We start from the raw sequence: 15,785 nt of genomic DNA, 5'->3' as shown, positions 1-15,785 counted from the left end.
GAGGCAGAGATGAATAACTTCCTCTTCGGTATCTATCCTTATATCGCCATCACCGTGATGGTCGTGGCAAGTATCATCCGCTACGACCGCGATCCCTTCACCTGGAAATCCAAATCGAGCCAGCTCCTGCGCAAGCGGCAGTTCATTGCTGGATCGGTGCTGTTTCATGTTGGTGTGCTGGCGATCTTTGCCGGGCATCTGGTCGGCCTTCTGACCCCGATCCAGATATTCGACGCGCTGGGCATCAGCCATGAAGCAAAGCAAATCCTTGCCATCCTGGCGGGCGGCATAGCCGGATTGATGGCGCTGGTGGGCGGCATGCTCTTGTTGCACCGGCGACTGTTCGATCCGCGTATCCGTGCCAACTCCACCCTGGCCGATACCGGCATCATGGTGTTGCTGATGGCGCAACTGCTGCTGGGACTCGCCAGCATCGTGGTTTCGCTCGGCCATCTCGACGGTTCGGAAATGGTCAGATTGATGAACTGGGCGCAAAGCATAGTCTATCTGCGCTCCGGCGCAGCCGATTATGTCGCTGGCGTGCACTGGCTGTTCAAGGCGCATATCCTGCTTGGCCTGACCATCTTCCTGCTGTTTCCCTTCACCCGACTGGTGCATATGTTCTCAGCCCCGGTGCGCTATCTATGGCGACCTGGCTATCAGATCGTGCGCTCTCGGCGCGGGGCCAAGCCCGCGCCTACCGGGCTGAAGCCATTGGCGCGGTCAGGTATGGAGCCGGGCGAATGAGAGTCCTCGATTTTACCAACGCTCCAGTGCCGGTTACAGTCAACGGCATCACCATCGCCGCCGAGGCAATCGCGGCAGAAGCGCAAAATCATCCGGTGCCGAAAGGCAAGCCCGGCTGGGCCTGGCAGGCGGCAGCGCAGGCGTTGGTGCTGCGTGAGATTCTGTTGCAGGAGGCAAGGACGCGCCGCATCACACCCGAACCAATCGAACTGGAAGAAGGGAAATGGGAAACGCAGGAGGAGGCGCTGATCCGCCAGCTTCTGGAAAGCGCCATCGCACCGACTGCGATCGACGAAGCCCGATTACGCGCGGTCTATGACGCCGCGCCGGACAGATTTCGCGGTCCCTCATTGTTCGAGGCCGCGCATATCCTGTTTACCGCCGCCCCCGGCGATACAGTCGCACGCGAAACAGCACGCCAGAGGGCCGATGCCGTGCTTGCTGATCTCAAACACGATCCACGCCGCTTCGCAGCGCTAGCGGCCGAATACAGCGCCTGCCCATCGCGGGCGAATGGGGGGGTGCTCGGCCAGCTTGCCTCGGGCGATACGGTGCCAGAATTCGAGGCGGCTCTTGGCCTTATGGAAGAAGGAGCCATTTCCGAAACACCGGTGGAATCTCGTTATGGCCTCCACCTGATCCGACTGGATGCGAGGGTGCGCGGCGAGGTGCTACCTTTTTCGACTGTGTTGCCGCATCTGCGCGAAGCGCAGGAAAAGGCCGACTGGGTACGTGCCAGCCGCATCTATGTCCAGGAGCTCGCAGCACAGGCTGAAGTGACTGGCATCGACTTTGCTGAAATGCCATGAACGGAGCCTACAGTCAGGATATCTATTGCATCATATCCTTCGCCGCCTTCTGGAAATTGGCTCAGGTTGGCACTACCGGCAGCGATCCTGCCTCGCCTCGCGCATATCCGTCAACCAGCGTTCCCGGCAGGTCAAGACAGGACAAGACGAAACGCGCCGCTTGCGGTTCCTGCCGCCCCTCGATAATCCCTCTGTAGGTTTTCGCCACTTCTACCATGTCGCAGCCATGCGGCGACAACCGCAGCCGTTTTATGCCGTAGGCAGAAAATTCAGCCGGATCGGCCAGAACAGCGTGCACCTGCGCTGAAAGAGTCTGCACGCCGTTGATCGCCAAGAATGGCTGGTCGTCCAGCGTGTCGACGGCAAGACCGTCCAGATCCTGTTCGCAGGTGAACTGGCATGAATCCTTATGCAGCCCATGCAGCCTCGCATGATAACAACGTCCCGAAATCGCCAGCGGCAGCCGCCCAAAAGCGAATATCTCGAACTCCGCCTCCGGACAGGCCGCAGCTATCGTACCCACGGTTTTGAGGGAAAGCTCGACGGGTGGGCAGATGGTGGCCGCGCCGTGGCGGATAAGAAAGCGCGCCGTTGCCTCGTTGTAGACATTAAGAAAAGGCCCGGTAACGAAGGGCGTGCCGCCGCGAGCAGGCAGGGCCGTGACATCGTTGATCTCAACCAGCCGTTCATTCCCGCATAAGCCTGCAACGGCACGGCGCTCACGCACAGTCGCGGGAGCAGCAAGTGTGGACAGCACCACCTCCTTGCCGCCGCGCTCAAGCCGTTCGATAATCTCCGGCCAGATGGGATCGGAAAATGGCATACGCTTGCCGCACACCACCTCGCCGACATGAACGCGCTCCACCGGTGCCTCGTCGGCGATGCGAGCGTAAAAGTCGCGCAGGCGATCAGTCGGCCAGTGGAAGAAGAGCGGCCCCAATGTCAGCTTGATCAGCGGCATCATTTATCTCCAGATCTTGCGATAAGCGCCTGTGGTCTGCCTGCCGCCTTCCGACATACTGGACAGAATACTGTCGATCTCGGTGGCGTCATGGCCCTGCTCAGCAGCATCCACCGCCTTCCTGAAGGCGCGCACAACCTCGGTAACATAGCCCTTGCCCCGTTGACGGCCCTCAATCTTCAGCGCAGTGACCCCAGCCGCCTTCAACGCGACAATCATGCTGCCGGCATTGAGACTGACGGGATCTTCAAACAGATAGCCGGTCTTGCTCCCTGCCTTGAACCTGCCCTTGCACAATGTGGGGTAGCCAGCGGGTGCACCAGGCTCATAGCGATCAATAGTGAAGCCGGCTAACCGCGCGGCTATGCCATCCTTGTCCTCGTCATAGCTCACCATTTCCGGTGGGGAACACACGCCATCGAGGTTCGGCGACTTGCCGGCAGCGTAGGAAGAAAGATAACACCGGCCCTCGATCATGACGCACAAACCGCCGAACACGAAGACCTCCGTCTCCACATCGATCGCGCGGTTCAGAGCTGCAATCTCCTGCACAGAAAGTACGCGCGGCAGCACGACGCGGCGCACGCCGAAGGTTTGCACATAGAAGGCGATCGCCTCGGGCGTTGCAGCCGCCGCCTGAACGGACAGGTGCAGGCGCGTATCTGGATGTTCATTCGCCATATGATCGAGCACGGCGATGTCGGCAGCGATGATGGCATCGGCACCACATTCGGCTGCCGTGTCGGCTGCTTTGCGCCAGGGATCGATGCCGCCGGCACGCGCGAAAGTGTTGATGGCGACCAGTACCTTACTGCCATGATCGTGGGCAAACTGGACGCTTTCAGCCATCTCCGCAGGCGAAAAATTGAGACCAGGGAAATTACGTGCATTGGTTTCGTCGCGGAAGCCGCAATAGACCGCGTCAGCACCCGCCTGTACGGCAGCGCGCAGCGTCGCCGGTGTTCCTGCCGGACAAACCAGTTCCATATTGCCGCTCATATCCGGCTGCCTTCAGTTAAAGGGGCGTTCGCCACCATATGGCGGATCGTACCGAGACCACCGAGGATGCCGGCATCCGCAACACGGGCGAGTGTCCCGCGCAGACCCAGAAGATCGGATGGACGCAGCTCGGCGTCCTCAATGGCGTTGCGCAATGCCACCACCGCCTCTGTGCGACCGCTAACGGAGATAGTACGGTGGAAGAACAGCGCATCGCCATCCAGCGTGCCGTCAAGTATGCCAAGCAGCATCAGGATCGGACCGCGAATGACAACGTCGCAGGAGCTTTCAGTATCTTTTCCGGTGACGCGCACCACCGAGGCCCGATCATCGGGGACCATGATGAAGGCGAATGGCAGGTCGGTCGGGTCGATCAGGTAGCGTAGGGTACGATATTCGCCCAGCCGTTCGAACAAGCGCGGGAAGCGCCGCGCCAGTGAACGCAGCGACAAGGTAAGCAGCGGCCCCAGAGGCGCACCTGAACGTGGGGGAAGGCTGCGCCGGATTAAAGCGGGAAGGCTGGCGCCCTCATGAAGATTGGGACCCATCTAGACCTCCGTATCATGGCAGCCTGATCGATATATACAAATGGAAAAAAGAACTTTGCGCTGTGTCAAACAGAACGGGATTCATCTTGTAACCGGCGAAGGCTCAGGTGCTGGCGGCAGTTTGAGATCTTCGGTCTGCCCGGATTGGAGGTTCTTTGCGCTACCGCAACGACTTTACACGCCCTGCATGGCTTGAGCGACACAGCTTATCCTGATTGATCGGAGCCATTTCATGCATCGGCGTAGCTTTCCTCCATTTGGTGATCTCGGCTCGTTTCTCTCCTTTCTGGAGGGGAAGGATGAGCTTGCCACGATTTCGGCGCCCATTTCGATGCATCTCGAAATCACTGAAATCCATCGCCGTGTCATTGCTGCGGGCGGGCCAGCGATGCGATTGACGCGGGCACTGAACGGAGATGGCACCCCCGCTGCTCTGCCAGTGGTGACAAACCTGTTCGGCACGCCCCGGCGCGTGGCCTGGGGGTTGGGTACGGATATGGCCGGCCTCGCCGAACTAGGGGCGCTTCTGGCATGGATGCGTTCGCCGCAGCCGCCGCAAAATCTGAAGCAGGCACGGCTGTTGCTGCCGGCAGCGCGCGGCGCACTTCAGGCAAGACCGAAGATTGTCAGGGCACCCCAACAATGGCAGGAAACCAATCCCGATTTCTCGCAACTGCCAGTACAGACCTGCTGGCCGGGCGATGCCGGGCCGCTGATCACATGGCCAGTAGTCATCACCCGCCCACCGGGCGAGGACGATGTGAGCACCTACAACCTTGGCATCTACCGCATGCAGGTGATCGGTCCCGACCGCGCAATCATCCGTTGGCTGCCGATGCGCGGTGGCGCCAGCCATCATCGTCTGTGGCAAGCGCTGGAACAGGAGATGCCGGTTGCCGTAGTAATCGGTGCGGACCCCGCAACGCTACTCGCCGCCGTGATGCCCGCGCCCGAGGGCATATCGGAACTTGCACTAGCGGGCATGATTAATAACCGGCGGGCGGGACTTGCGCCATGCGCCGAAATTCCCCTGCATGTGCCAGCAAGCGCCGAAATCGTCTTGGAGGGAACCGTATCGCTGACCGAAACCGCGCTTGAAGGACCGTTCGGCGACCATACCGGTTATTATAACGCACCCGAATACTATCCGGTTTTCACCCTCAAGAGGATGCGGGTCCGCAATGATGCAGCCTATCTCACTACCTTCACCGGTCGCGCACCTGACGAGCCAGCCATACTGGGAACGGCGCTGCTGGAGATTTTCAAGCCGCTGTTGCGCCAGCAATTGCCCGAAATCGTGGATGTATGGCTGCCACCGGAAGCCTGTTCCTATAGGATCGCGGTGATTTCGATCGCCAAGAAATATGTCGGGCAGGCGCGGCGCGTCATGATGGGATTCTGGTCCCTGCTGCCGCAATTTTCCATGACCAAGATGCTCATCGTGGTGGATGACGATATCGACATCAGTTCCTGGGCTGACGTGATGTGGGCGCTCGCTACGCGCATGGACCCGTCGCGCGATCTGATGCTGGCCGAACGTACCCCGATCGACCATCTCGATTTCGCCTCTCCGCTGGAGGGGCTGGGCGGCAAAGTCGGCTTCGACGCCACGCGCAAGGTCGGCAGCGAAACCAGCCGGGAATGGGGGGTGAAGCTGGAAATGGAAGCCGCAATACAGCATAGCGTGAATGAGCGGTGGCCGGAGTTGTTGTCTCAATTAGGAAAGGTGATGGAATGCGAAGGCGCATGATCGTTGGCATCACCGGCGCTTCGGGTGCGGTTCTGGCGCTGGAAACACTGCGGCAGCTGGCAGACAAGGAATTGGAAACGCATTTGGTCATAACCGCTGGTGCGCGCATAACCATTGCCCACGAACTCGGCACCAGCGGATTTGACCAGATGAGCGCGCTGGCCGATCAGGTTCACTCGCCCCGCAACCTGGCCGCTCCCATCGCCAGCGGCTCCTTCCGCACCGAAGGCATGATCGTGGTACCGTGTTCCATGCGCAGCCTAGCGGCCATGGCGCATGGGCTGGGCGATAACCTTCTGACAAGAGCCGCCGATGTGGTGCTAAAGGAAAAGCGTCGACTGGTCGTCGCCGCGCGCGAGGCGCCGCTGCACGAAGGTCATCTAACGGCCATGCAACTTCTTGCACGAATGGGGGCCATCATCGCGCCGCCGGTACCGCCCTTCCATGCCAGACCAGCTACCATTGAGGACATGATCAGAGAGATCGCCGCGCGGCTTATCAATTGGGCAGGCGTCGATCCTGGCGAAGCGCTGACGCGCTGGGGCGAGGACATTGTCGGATGATCACAGGCAATCAGCATAAGCAATGCCCGTAAACACCACGACATTATCCGCGTTCCACCGGGTAAATAAAAGGAGGTAAGCTCAAAACCTCCGCCTGCTCAGACTTCGACCTTGACGTGACCAAGAGGATGTGAACAGCAAGCGAGAATATAGCCATCCTCGATATCCTCATCGGTAATGCCGCCATTGTGCACCATATGGACCTGTCCTTCGGTCTTGTGAATCTTGCAGGTCCCGCAAATCCCCATTGTGCAACCTGAAGGAATCATCAAGCCTGCGGCGCGCGCAGCGGCAAGAATGGTGTCGGTCTCTGCGCAGGCCATCGAGACGCCGGACAGGGTGAACTCGATTTCCGCCCTGCTTTCCTCGTCAGGCGTCACATCGTCAGGCACCAATTCGGTTTCCGGCAGCGGTGCATGGAAGCTTTCCTGATGATAACGCTCCATGTCGTAGCCGAGACCGATCAGTGCCTCGCGCACCGCCTGCATGAAAGGTTCAGGTCCACAGCAAAAGACCTCACGCTCCAGATAATCCTGTGCCATCAGGCCCAGCATCAACTGGTTGAAAAAGCCCTTGTAACCGGTCCATGGATTATAGGGATCGCTTTCCTCAATAACCCACTTCAAGTCGATCCCATTCACGCGGGAGGCCATGTGTTCCAGCCTCTCACGGAAAATGATCTCTGACGGGCGCCGCGCGCAGTTGACGAAAACCACATCCATATCGCGCCCGGAATCGTAGAGATAGGTGGTCATGGACATTATCGGCGTAATGCCTGACCCCGCCGAAATAAAAAGATACTTATCGGCTGGATGACTCGCGATCGAGAAATTCCCACCGGGACCGATCGCACGCAAACGCATACCCGGCCGCAAATGATCGAACATCCAGCGTGTACCAATGGAATCCGGCTGTGCCTTGACGGTAACTGTCAGCGATGTCGGGCGAGAAGGTGAGGATGAAACCGTATAGGTCCGATAGATCGATCCGCCCGGTACGGGCAGTTCCAAAGTAAGGAACTGCCCCGGATCGAAGCTGAACAGCGCCCCGGACGGAGACTGAAAGCAGAAGGTCATGACGTTTGGCGCTTCCGGCAGGTAGGAAACGCATTCAAGCTCTTCCGCATCCGTCCAGAATGCGAGCTTCGGCCTTGTTACCACATGCATGCATTCACTCCGCAGCCATTCGGAATGGCGTCAGCGAGCGTTCCAGCCAGAGCGCATACCAGTCCACGAACTGGATCACACCGCTTTCCTGATTGGGCGAATAAGGCCCAGGCGTATAGGCGGGCGAAAATATCCCTTGCTGGTTGGTTTCGACGATTTCTCGGTCTTCGTCATTGGTGGCGATCCACACTTCCGTCAGCCGCTTGAGATCGTAGTCCACGCCCTCGACGGCATCCTTATTAACGAGCCAAGTGGTCGTGACTTCCGTTTCCGTCGGGCTAATCGGCGTGACGCGGAAAGTTAGCGAATGATCCGGAAGAAAATGATTCCATGTGGATGGATAGTGAAACACCAGCAACGACCCAGCATCCGGTACGGTGAGCTGCCCCAGCTTTTTCGTTACGCCCGCTTTGCCGTCCATCGTGTAGCTGACCGCTCCCTCCTGCAACGGCATCCGAGCCATACGGTATTGTCCTTCACCGGCCAACTGGAATCGCGCAGGCGCACCAGCTGCCTCGCACCGATCGAAATGCGCTTGAAGTCTGGCCGAGATCGAGCCGTCTGCGGATACGCCTGCGACTTCGGGATCAAGCGGGAATGAGCGGCAGAGTGCGGGATGGTTGCTGCTGCAATGATAGCATTCGCGGTTGTTTTCCCAGACGAGTTTCCAGTTGCCCTTCTCCACGATGGTCGAGCTATAAGCAACCTTGGCGTTCTGGAGATCGTGAACCTCAAGATAGGGACGCGCCTGTTCAGCGAAGGCTTCAAAAGGCGGCGGCGTATCAGACAGGCAGATATAGACCAGCCCCACGAGATTACGCAGGTTAACCGGCTTCAAACCATGTGCCGATGGATCGAAATCCGACCCCATGTCATTAGCCCAGATAAGCTTGCCGTCCAGTTCGTAGGTCCATTGATGATAAGGACAGACGAGCTTCGCGACCTGACCTTCGCGCGCCTTGCAGATAATAGAGCCGCGATGGCGGCAGGAATTGTGAAAGGCGCGGATTTCGTTGTCACGTCCTTTGACGATGATGACGTCATAGGCACCGACCCGCATGGTCGCATAGCTACCCGGTTTTACAAGCTGACAGGCCGGGAGGGCATAGAGCCATTCCTTGTAGAAAATATGCTCCAGATCCAGATCATAGATTTCCTGCGACGTATAAAAAGGTTGCTCCAGAGCATGGCCAGGCTTTCGAGCTGAGAGCAATTCCTGTACCGAGAATTGGGCATTCATGATAACAAATTCCTCCCTATTTGTTTTGAACCAGTCTAAAAACTCTCATGTGTGGCAACCAATTTGGCAATAGCACTTTTTTTCATCATGGATTAGTTTAGCTAATCTCAAGGTTTCCCGGCCTTTCAAAGGGATTCCGGAACTCGGACGAGGTTTTTTATGGCCAGACCTTACGACCTTTCCTCCATAACCGCCCTCGTCTGTTTCGAGGCGGCTGCACGAAACCTCGGCTTCAAGAAAGCTGCGCAGGAGTTGAACGTAACGCCGGCGGCAATCAGCCATCAGATAAAGGCGCTTGAGGTCGATCTAGGCTGCGCCCTGTTCATACGCCGCAGCAAAGGCGTGGAACTGACGGAAAAGGGGGCTTTTTTATTCGTCGCGCTGCAACGTGGCTTTGAATCCATTTCCGAAGCTATCGTCCAGATAAGGGAGCGCCCCGAAACGGTCGATGTGACCATCCGCTCGACCACGGCCGTCAGTTCACTGTGGCTCACGCCAAAGATTTCCGCCTTTTGGAAAATCCACCCGACCGTCACCATCGCGCAGATCATCAGCGATGTTCCGTCCGAAACCAGCCGCTGCGATCTGAGCATTCATTACGGAAATCCTGACGAGAATGACGAATGCCGCAGTCTTTTTCAGGATCGGATCGTAGCGCTGGGTACGTCGCGTTTTGCAGCTGAATATGGCGTTTCCACTATTGAGGACCTGGTAAGAGCCCCGCTGATCCATTCCAGTGGCGAGGAAACCAACTGGACGAAATGGTCCGACTGGCTTTCGTCTCTCGGGCAGCCTGCACCGAAAGGTCGCAACTTTTACATCAATAATTACATGATCGCCCTTCAGGCCGCGCAGGACGATGTGGGCGCGGTTCTGGGATGGGACGGGCTGACCGCAAACCTCATGCGCGAGGGGCGGCTGATACAGCTTGTCCCGGATTGCGTATTCTCCCCCGTGCCGTTTTATCTCAAAATCCATCCACGCGCATCGGTGAAGGCGCGTATTTTCGCCGACTGGCTCATTGAGAACGTCTGAGCATCGTGCTCCCTTAATGCGGGTTTTTCACCAGCAATGCCCAGAATGCGAAAAGCGGTGTATCAAGCGAGCGCATGGCATGTTTGATGTCCGGAATATTGTAGAACGAGCCGCCGATGCCCGGAGCAAACCAGTCGTCGTCGCCCTGACGAAATTCACTGTGTGAAAGGACGAGATAGGTTTCTTCCGGGGCGTGGTCGTGGTCAGGATAGCGGACATTGGGGGCGAGCAGTGTCGCACCGATCCACAAATCGTTGCGCGCCTCGATCCCGCCGGGACCAAGCACCATCGCATTGCCGTGGCCATCGACGTAATTGCCGCTTGCCGTTCCAGCGGTGTCGACGCGCCGTCTCCAGTCGAGGCGTGGTGCGATTGCCCTAAAGCTTTCAACCAAACGGCGCAATGAAGGCTCCTGCAAATCGACAGCCATCGCTGCATCGAGATATTGGCAAACCGGAAGCTGCTTTCCTTCGCCTGCCCGTTGTTCGCCGGGCTGCTTGAGCACATCGAAAATCTGGCCGATCGAACGCTCGGATTCTGCATGATTAGTGAATTTTGCGAATGCGGCGTGGGCTGCATCCACAAAAGTCTGCAATTCAGCATCGCGATTAGTCATAAATTCTCCTCCCAGAATCGAACTATATATCCTTCGCCAGCCGTAAGCCGTCATAGATTGCGGCATGAGTGTTGCGCGCTGCGACAGCATCGCCAATCCTGAAAACCTGGAACTTTCCATCCGGATTGCGGACCACCGATTGCGGCGCGCCAGCCAGCAATTGCTCATATGAGTTTTCGCCGCCATTGGATGACAGGGGTTTTAGCTCGAAATAGAGCTCATCGAGCGGAATGGTGCCGTGGTTGACGATGATTTGATCAACCGTGCGCTGCCGCGACACGCCGCCATAATCGCTGCCGATATGAGCAATGAGCTGATTGCCGCTCTTTTCGACCGCTTCCAGACGGAACGTCACCGTGAAGGTCACATCGTGTTTTTGCAGCGAGCGCATATAGGGAACGAGGTTCATGGCCATCACCTCCGGCGCAAAAGCGCGGTCGCGTGTCATGATCTCAACCCTGGCGCCCGTTCTGGCGATGAATTCTGCCGCCTGCAATCCCGCATGATCGCCCGCATCGTCATAGATGAGCACATTGGAGCCGGGCTTCACGTCGCCCGAAATAATATCCCATGCCGAGATGACAAGCTCGTTGCCGTGGGTGAGTACTTCCGTATGAGGCAGGCCGCCAGTGGCGATAATGACCACATCAGGATTATGTGCCTGCACGGTTTGAGCATCTGCCCATGTATTGAAATGGAAAACGACATGGTTCTTTTCGCATTGGGCCACGCGCCAGTCGATGATGGAGATCATTTCGCGACGGCGTTCGCTCTGGGCGGTCAGGCGGATCTGCCCGCCCGGATGAGCAGCGGCCTCGAGCACCACGACCTCGTGTCCACGCTCCGCTGAAACGCGGGCCGCTTCCAGTCCGGCCGGGCCAGCACCAATCACGACGACCTTTTTGCGTGTTGTTGCCTTACTGATGGTATGCGGCATGGTCAGTTCGCGCCCGGTGGCGGCATTGTGGATGCAATAGGCCGATCCGCCCTGATAGATGCGGTCGAGACAGTAATTGGCACCGACGCAGGGGCGAATATCGTCCTCGCGCTTTTCCATGATCTTGCGCACGATATGCGGATCGGTCATATGCGCGCGGGTCATGCCGATCATATCAACTTTACCCGATGCGATGGCGTGGCGTGCGGTGGCTACGTCCTGAATTTTGGCGGCGTGGAAGGTTGGGAAGCTGGTTGCGGCGCGCACTTCGCCAGCAAAATCGAGATGCGGCGCACTGGCCATGCCCTGAATTGGGATCACATCCGTCAGCCCGGCATCGGTGTCGATATGGCCGCGAATGACATTGAGATAGTCAATCAGGCCGCTTTCCTTTAGGCGACGCGAGATTTCCAACCCTTCGGACTTCCCCGTGCCGCCGGGCAGGCGCTCATCGGCAGTGTAACGAACGCCAAGAATGAAATCATTGCCGACGCGCTCACGTATGGCCGTGAAGACATCCAGACAGAAGCGCATACGGTTTTCGAGCGGACCGCCATAGGGAGCGTCAAGCTCATTGGTGAGCGGTGAACTGAACTGGTCGATGAGATGGCCATAGGCCTCCAGTTCCACACCATCCATGCCGCCGGCTTTCATGCGTTCGGCGGCGTCGGCGAAATCCTTGATGACCCGCTCAATGTCCCAGTCCTCCATTTTCTTGGGAAAGGCGCGATGAGCCGGTTCACGGTGATGGGAGGGGGCGAGGACCGGAAGCCAGTCGGCCTTGTCCCAGCGGGTGCGGCGACCAAGATGGGTGAGCTGGATCATGATGGCCGCGCCCGCTTCATGCACGGCGTCGGTCATGTCCTTGATCCACGGAACGATCTCGTCCTTATAGGCGAGCAGATTATTGAAAACCGGGGGGCTGTCGCGCGACACGGCGGCGGAACCTGCCGTCATGGTGAGCGCGACACCCCCCTTGGCCCGCTCTACCGTATAGGCGCGATAGCGCTCCTTGGGCATCCCCTCTTCGGGATAGGCGGGTTCGTGAGAGGTGACGATGATCCGGTTTTTAAGCGTCAGATGCTTGAGTTTATACGGCTGCAGAAGTGGATCGTTCGACATAGCCGGTGCTCCCATTTTTGTGTAATTGGGGCAACGCTATGCTTGACTGTACACATATGTCAATGGAGAAAACATAGCCGTATGTTAATATGACATTGGTGTACATTTTCACTTGCGTCCCACTTCGACTTCTTGTTAGGATTTGTACCATGAACCAGATTGTGCAGGACGGCGGTTGGAGAGGATCAGCGGAAGGTTGGCTGGAAGCAGCTTACCAGGTGCTACTGGAAACAGGCGTCGATTCCGTGAAAATCCAGCCGTTGGCTAAAAAGCTAAATCTGTCGCGGACCAGTTTTTACTGGTTTTTCAAGGATCGCGAGGAGTTGCTGAGCGCCCTGATCGCGCGATGGCGAGACAAAAATACGGGTGCTATCATCAGGCAGTCGGAAGCCTATGCGGAATCGCTCAGCGAAGCGATGCTGAATGTTTTCGACTGCTGGCTGGACAAGAATCTCTTCGATTCGAAATTCGAGTTCGCCGTGCGAAGCTGGGCCTTGCAATCGGAGGAAATCCTGGCCCAGATTACGGAGGCGGATCAGCAGAGGATGGAAGCGCTCAAGCGCATGTTCATCCGTTTCGGGGAGGCTGAAATCAGCGCCGATGTGCGCGCGAGGACCACCTATCTGGTGCAGATCGGCTATATTTCGATGCAATCCGAAGAAGATATCCCGACGCGGATGCTCAGAATTCCCGAATATATAGCGATCTATACGGGCCAGAGGCCCGAGCAGCGAGAATTGAACCGCTTTTTTGCGAGGCATGGATACAAGCCGGGATAAACTGGCTGAAGGAGAGGGAGGTTTCGATGGCAGATGCAAACAAGATTGAGATAGTCGGCTACGCAGGATGGCTCCGGAGCACCATCGCGCCTGCGGTGATCCATGCCGCGTCGGCAGGCGGCCTCGCCGCCGGCTTTCTGAAGTCAAGCGCCATGGGAGGCGCTTTCTGATCACTTTTGAAGCGGGAATAAGCGGCGTCCCGTTCGCAGAGATAACAATTGCCGCAATAAGGGAACGATAATGAGAAAGCTACTTGCATCCACTTGTCTGGTGTTCGGCCTCATCGGCACTGTTTCGGCAGCCAATGCCGCAGAATGCGGCAACATTGTCATAGCCAGCATGAACTGGCAGAGCGCCGAGGTGCTTTCAAACCTCGATAAGCTTATCTTGAATGAAGGATATGGATGTGCTGCCGAAATCACCCTCGGCGACACGGTGCCTACACTTACATCCATGGCTGAGAAGGGCCAGCCGGATATTGCGCCAGAAGCATGGATCGACCTCCTTCCGGATGTCATCGGCAAAGGTACGGAGGAAGGGAAAATCGTTCAGGTCGGCTCGCCCTTGCCGGACGGCGGAATTCAGGGATGGTACATCCCTCAATATACTGCCGAGGCGCATCCCGACATAAAGACTATCCCCGACATGCTCAAGCATCCTGAGCTTTTCCCTTCGACAGAAGACCCCTCAAAAGGAGCGATCCTGAATGGCCCTCAAGGATGGGGCGGCACGGTAACGACTGCTCAGCTTTTCAAGGCATTTGAAGCTGACAAAAGTAATTTCACACTCGTCGATACCGGCTCCGCGGCAGGTCTGGATGGAGCGATTGCCAAAGCATATGAGCGCAAGGAGAATGTTGTCGGCTTCTATTGGGAGCCGACCGCGCTTCTGGGCAAATATCCTATGGTCCGGCTCGACCCCGGCGTCCCACATGACAAGGCAGAGTGGGGCCGTTGCAACACGGTGGCCGACTGCCCCGATCCCAAGCCGAATGCATTTCCTGTCGACCGGATTGTCACGCTCGTTGCGAAAGGATCAGTCGACAAGATAGGCCCCGATGCCATGAATTATCTCGAAAAGCGTGCCTGGAGCAATGAGACGGTCTCCAAGCTGATGGCGTGGATGACAGACAATCAGGCTTCCGGCGAAGATGGCGCGAAGCATTTTCTGAAGAATAACAAAGACATCTGGGTAAAATGGGTATCCCCGGAGGTCGCTGAGAAGATCGAAGCTGCGCTTTAGGACTTTCACAGGGCCCATCATTCATGAACTGCGAACTACGTTCGATCTGACGTAACGGGAAATCGAACGTAGCAAGCGGTGAATATGTTCGGCTTCTACAGCATCCGTCCGAAAACAGGAATTATTTTTCGGAAAGCATGATGTGTAGATTCAACAGGTTAGAGCGTCTTTGTGCAGCTAAATGGTACACCACGCTCTATTGGGGAACAGTAATGAAAAAACTACTTGCATCTACTTGTCTGGTGTTCGGCCTGATCGGCACCGTTTCGTCAGCCAATGCCGCTGAGTGCGGCACCGTCACCATCGCCAGCATGAACTGGGCGTCGGCTGAACTTCTCGCAAATGTCGATAATTTCATTCTCTTAAACGGTTATGGCTGCGATTCCAGCATCGTACTCGGCGACACGGTGCCGACGCTGACCTCAATGGCAGAAAAAGGCCAGCCGGACGTCGCGCCCGAAGCGTGGGGGAGCCTCATTCCGCCGGTGACACAGAAGAACATCGATGAAGGTAAACTGCTGATTGCCGGACAGGGCTTCGTGGACGGCGGCATACAGGGAATGTACGTTCCCAAGTTCATCGTCGATGAGCATCCTGAAATCAAAACCATCGCCGATGCAGTCAAGCATCCAGAACTCTTCCCCAATCCGGAAGACCCATCAAGGGGAGCCTGGTCAGCGGGGCAGCAAGGCTGGGGCGGTACAATCACCGCCAGTCAGTATTACAAGGCCTATAATGCAAAGGAAGCGGGCTTTGATCTGGTCGATACCGGGTCGGCAGCTGGTCATGACGGTTCCATCATCCATGCTTACGAGCGCAAACGTGGCTGGATCGGCTATTATTGGGAACCGACAGCACTTCTGGGCAAATACGATATGGTCAGGCTGCCTTCCGGCGTGCCTTATGATGAGGCCGAATGGAACCGCTGCAACAAGGTGGATAACTGCCCCGACCCAAAGCCGAATGAATGGCCGACCGATAAGGTCAATACTATCGTCACCAAGAAATTCGCTGAAAATGCCGGTCCTGCTTACGAATATCTGAAGGTCCGCTCCTGGCCGAATGCTACGGTCAACAAGATGCTTGCCTGGATGGCCGACAATCAGGCGCCAGGCGAAGATGGCGCCAGGGAATTCCTCAAGAGCTATCCTGATGTATGGACCAAATGGGTTCCTGATGAGGTCGCAGAGAAGGTGAAGGGCGCGCTTTAAGATCGTGCCATGGCGCGGCGCCGATGCGCCGCGCTGCCCATCCAAATGGCTGCAAATGAC

16 protein-coding genes are annotated in these 15,785 nt (G+C 57.3%); 9 read left to right on the top strand and 7 right to left on the bottom strand.

Going from position 1 to position 15,785, the window contains the following annotated elements:
• Positions 1-9: 9 nt before the first annotated feature.
• Together narI and KUG47_RS08805 are read left to right on the top strand one after the other, a co-directional pair.
• The gene (gene narI / locus KUG47_RS08810) at positions 10-747 is read left to right on the top strand and encodes a respiratory nitrate reductase subunit gamma (RefSeq protein WP_217677592.1); all 738 of its coding nucleotides are present in this window, start codon (positions 10-12) and stop codon (positions 745-747) included.
• Positions 744-1,556, top strand: coding sequence for a peptidylprolyl isomerase (locus KUG47_RS08805; protein ID WP_217677591.1), 813 nt, complete (start codon positions 744-746; stop codon positions 1,554-1,556). Before narI ends, KUG47_RS08805 begins: the two co-directional genes overlap by 4 nt.
• A gap of 61 nt (positions 1,557-1,617) precedes the next feature.
• Here KUG47_RS08805 and ubiV read toward each other — a convergent pair whose 3' ends face one another.
• The 3 genes from ubiV to ubiT are packed head-to-tail and all read right to left on the bottom strand — an operon-like array spanning position 1,618 to position 4,064.
• Positions 1,618-2,517, bottom strand: coding sequence for a ubiquinone anaerobic biosynthesis protein UbiV (ubiV, locus tag KUG47_RS08800; protein ID WP_217677797.1), 900 nt, complete (start codon positions 2,515-2,517; stop codon positions 1,618-1,620).
• Positions 2,518-2,520: 3 nt separating this feature from the next.
• Positions 2,521-3,504 carry a ubiquinone anaerobic biosynthesis protein UbiU gene (ubiU, locus tag KUG47_RS08795; RefSeq protein WP_217677796.1) on the bottom strand — a complete coding sequence of 328 codons (984 nt, stop codon included), beginning with the start codon at positions 3,502-3,504 and terminating at the stop codon, positions 2,521-2,523.
• 8 nt (positions 3,505-3,512) lie between these two features.
• Positions 3,513-4,064, bottom strand: a complete 552-nt coding sequence (gene ubiT, locus KUG47_RS08790) for a ubiquinone anaerobic biosynthesis accessory factor UbiT (RefSeq protein ID WP_217677590.1) — start codon at positions 4,062-4,064, stop codon at positions 3,513-3,515.
• Positions 4,065-4,296: 232 nt separating this feature from the next.
• Here ubiT and KUG47_RS08785 point away from each other — a divergent pair, with 232 nt between their 5' ends.
• Together KUG47_RS08785 and KUG47_RS08780 are read left to right on the top strand one after the other, a co-directional pair.
• A complete protein-coding gene (locus KUG47_RS08785) occupies positions 4,297-5,814 on the top strand; it encodes a UbiD family decarboxylase (RefSeq protein WP_217677589.1) in 1,518 nt (505 codons plus the stop codon).
• Positions 5,799-6,377, top strand: coding sequence for a UbiX family flavin prenyltransferase (locus KUG47_RS08780; protein WP_217677588.1), 579 nt, complete (start codon positions 5,799-5,801; stop codon positions 6,375-6,377). The genes KUG47_RS08785 and KUG47_RS08780 overlap by 16 nt, the downstream gene beginning before the upstream one ends.
• A 98-nt stretch (positions 6,378-6,475) precedes the next feature.
• On the opposite strand, the gene KUG47_RS08775 is transcribed toward KUG47_RS08780, so the two are convergent.
• Both KUG47_RS08775 and KUG47_RS08770 read right to left on the bottom strand, forming a co-directional pair.
• Positions 6,476-7,543: an FAD-binding oxidoreductase gene (locus tag KUG47_RS08775; protein WP_217677587.1), complete on the bottom strand. Its 1,068-nt coding sequence runs from the start codon at positions 7,541-7,543 to the stop codon at positions 6,476-6,478.
• A gap of 4 nt (positions 7,544-7,547) precedes the next feature.
• Entirely contained in the window at positions 7,548-8,783 is a 1,236-nt protein-coding gene (locus tag KUG47_RS08770) for an aromatic ring-hydroxylating oxygenase subunit alpha (RefSeq protein WP_217677586.1), read from the bottom strand.
• Positions 8,784-8,942: 159 nt separating this feature from the next.
• Between KUG47_RS08770 and KUG47_RS08765 the strand changes: the two genes are divergently transcribed.
• Positions 8,943-9,818, top strand: a complete 876-nt coding sequence (locus tag KUG47_RS08765) for a LysR family transcriptional regulator (protein WP_217677585.1) — start codon at positions 8,943-8,945, stop codon at positions 9,816-9,818.
• A gap of 13 nt (positions 9,819-9,831) precedes the next feature.
• Here the strand turns inward: KUG47_RS08765 and KUG47_RS08760 are convergent, their stop codons facing one another.
• On the bottom strand, positions 9,832-10,434 hold the full coding sequence (locus KUG47_RS08760) for a dimethylsulfonioproprionate lyase family protein (protein ID WP_217677584.1): 603 nt from the start codon (positions 10,432-10,434) through the stop codon (positions 9,832-9,834).
• Between the two features lie 22 nt (positions 10,435-10,456).
• On the bottom strand, positions 10,457-12,493 hold the full coding sequence (locus tag KUG47_RS08755) for an NADH:flavin oxidoreductase (protein ID WP_217677583.1): 2,037 nt from the start codon (positions 12,491-12,493) through the stop codon (positions 10,457-10,459).
• 149 nt (positions 12,494-12,642) lie between these two features.
• On the opposite strand from KUG47_RS08755, the gene KUG47_RS08750 reads away from it, so the two are divergent.
• The 4 genes from KUG47_RS08750 to KUG47_RS08735 all read left to right on the top strand — a co-directional run bounded on the left by KUG47_RS08750 (position 12,643) and on the right by KUG47_RS08735 (position 15,725).
• On the top strand, positions 12,643-13,272 hold the full coding sequence (locus tag KUG47_RS08750; RefSeq protein ID WP_217677582.1) for a TetR/AcrR family transcriptional regulator: 630 nt from the start codon (positions 12,643-12,645) through the stop codon (positions 13,270-13,272).
• A gap of 26 nt (positions 13,273-13,298) precedes the next feature.
• Positions 13,299-13,442, top strand: coding sequence for a hypothetical protein (locus KUG47_RS08745; RefSeq protein WP_217677581.1), 144 nt, complete (start codon positions 13,299-13,301; stop codon positions 13,440-13,442).
• A 70-nt stretch (positions 13,443-13,512) separates the two neighbouring features.
• Positions 13,513-14,514 carry an ABC transporter substrate-binding protein gene (locus KUG47_RS08740; RefSeq protein WP_217677580.1) on the top strand — a complete coding sequence of 334 codons (1,002 nt, stop codon included), beginning with the start codon at positions 13,513-13,515 and terminating at the stop codon, positions 14,512-14,514.
• Between the two features lie 212 nt (positions 14,515-14,726).
• Entirely contained in the window at positions 14,727-15,725 is a 999-nt protein-coding gene (locus KUG47_RS08735; protein WP_217677579.1) for an ABC transporter substrate-binding protein, read from the top strand.
• Positions 15,726-15,785: the final 60 nt, after the last annotated feature.

Origin of the sequence: Falsochrobactrum tianjinense (genome assembly GCF_019100495.1) — a bacterium.
GTDB classification, from domain to species: domain Bacteria; phylum Pseudomonadota; class Alphaproteobacteria; order Rhizobiales; family Rhizobiaceae; genus Brucella; species Brucella tianjinense.
Note: the sequence above shows the minus strand (reverse complement) of the source record. Positions and strands in the feature narration are given on the sequence as shown.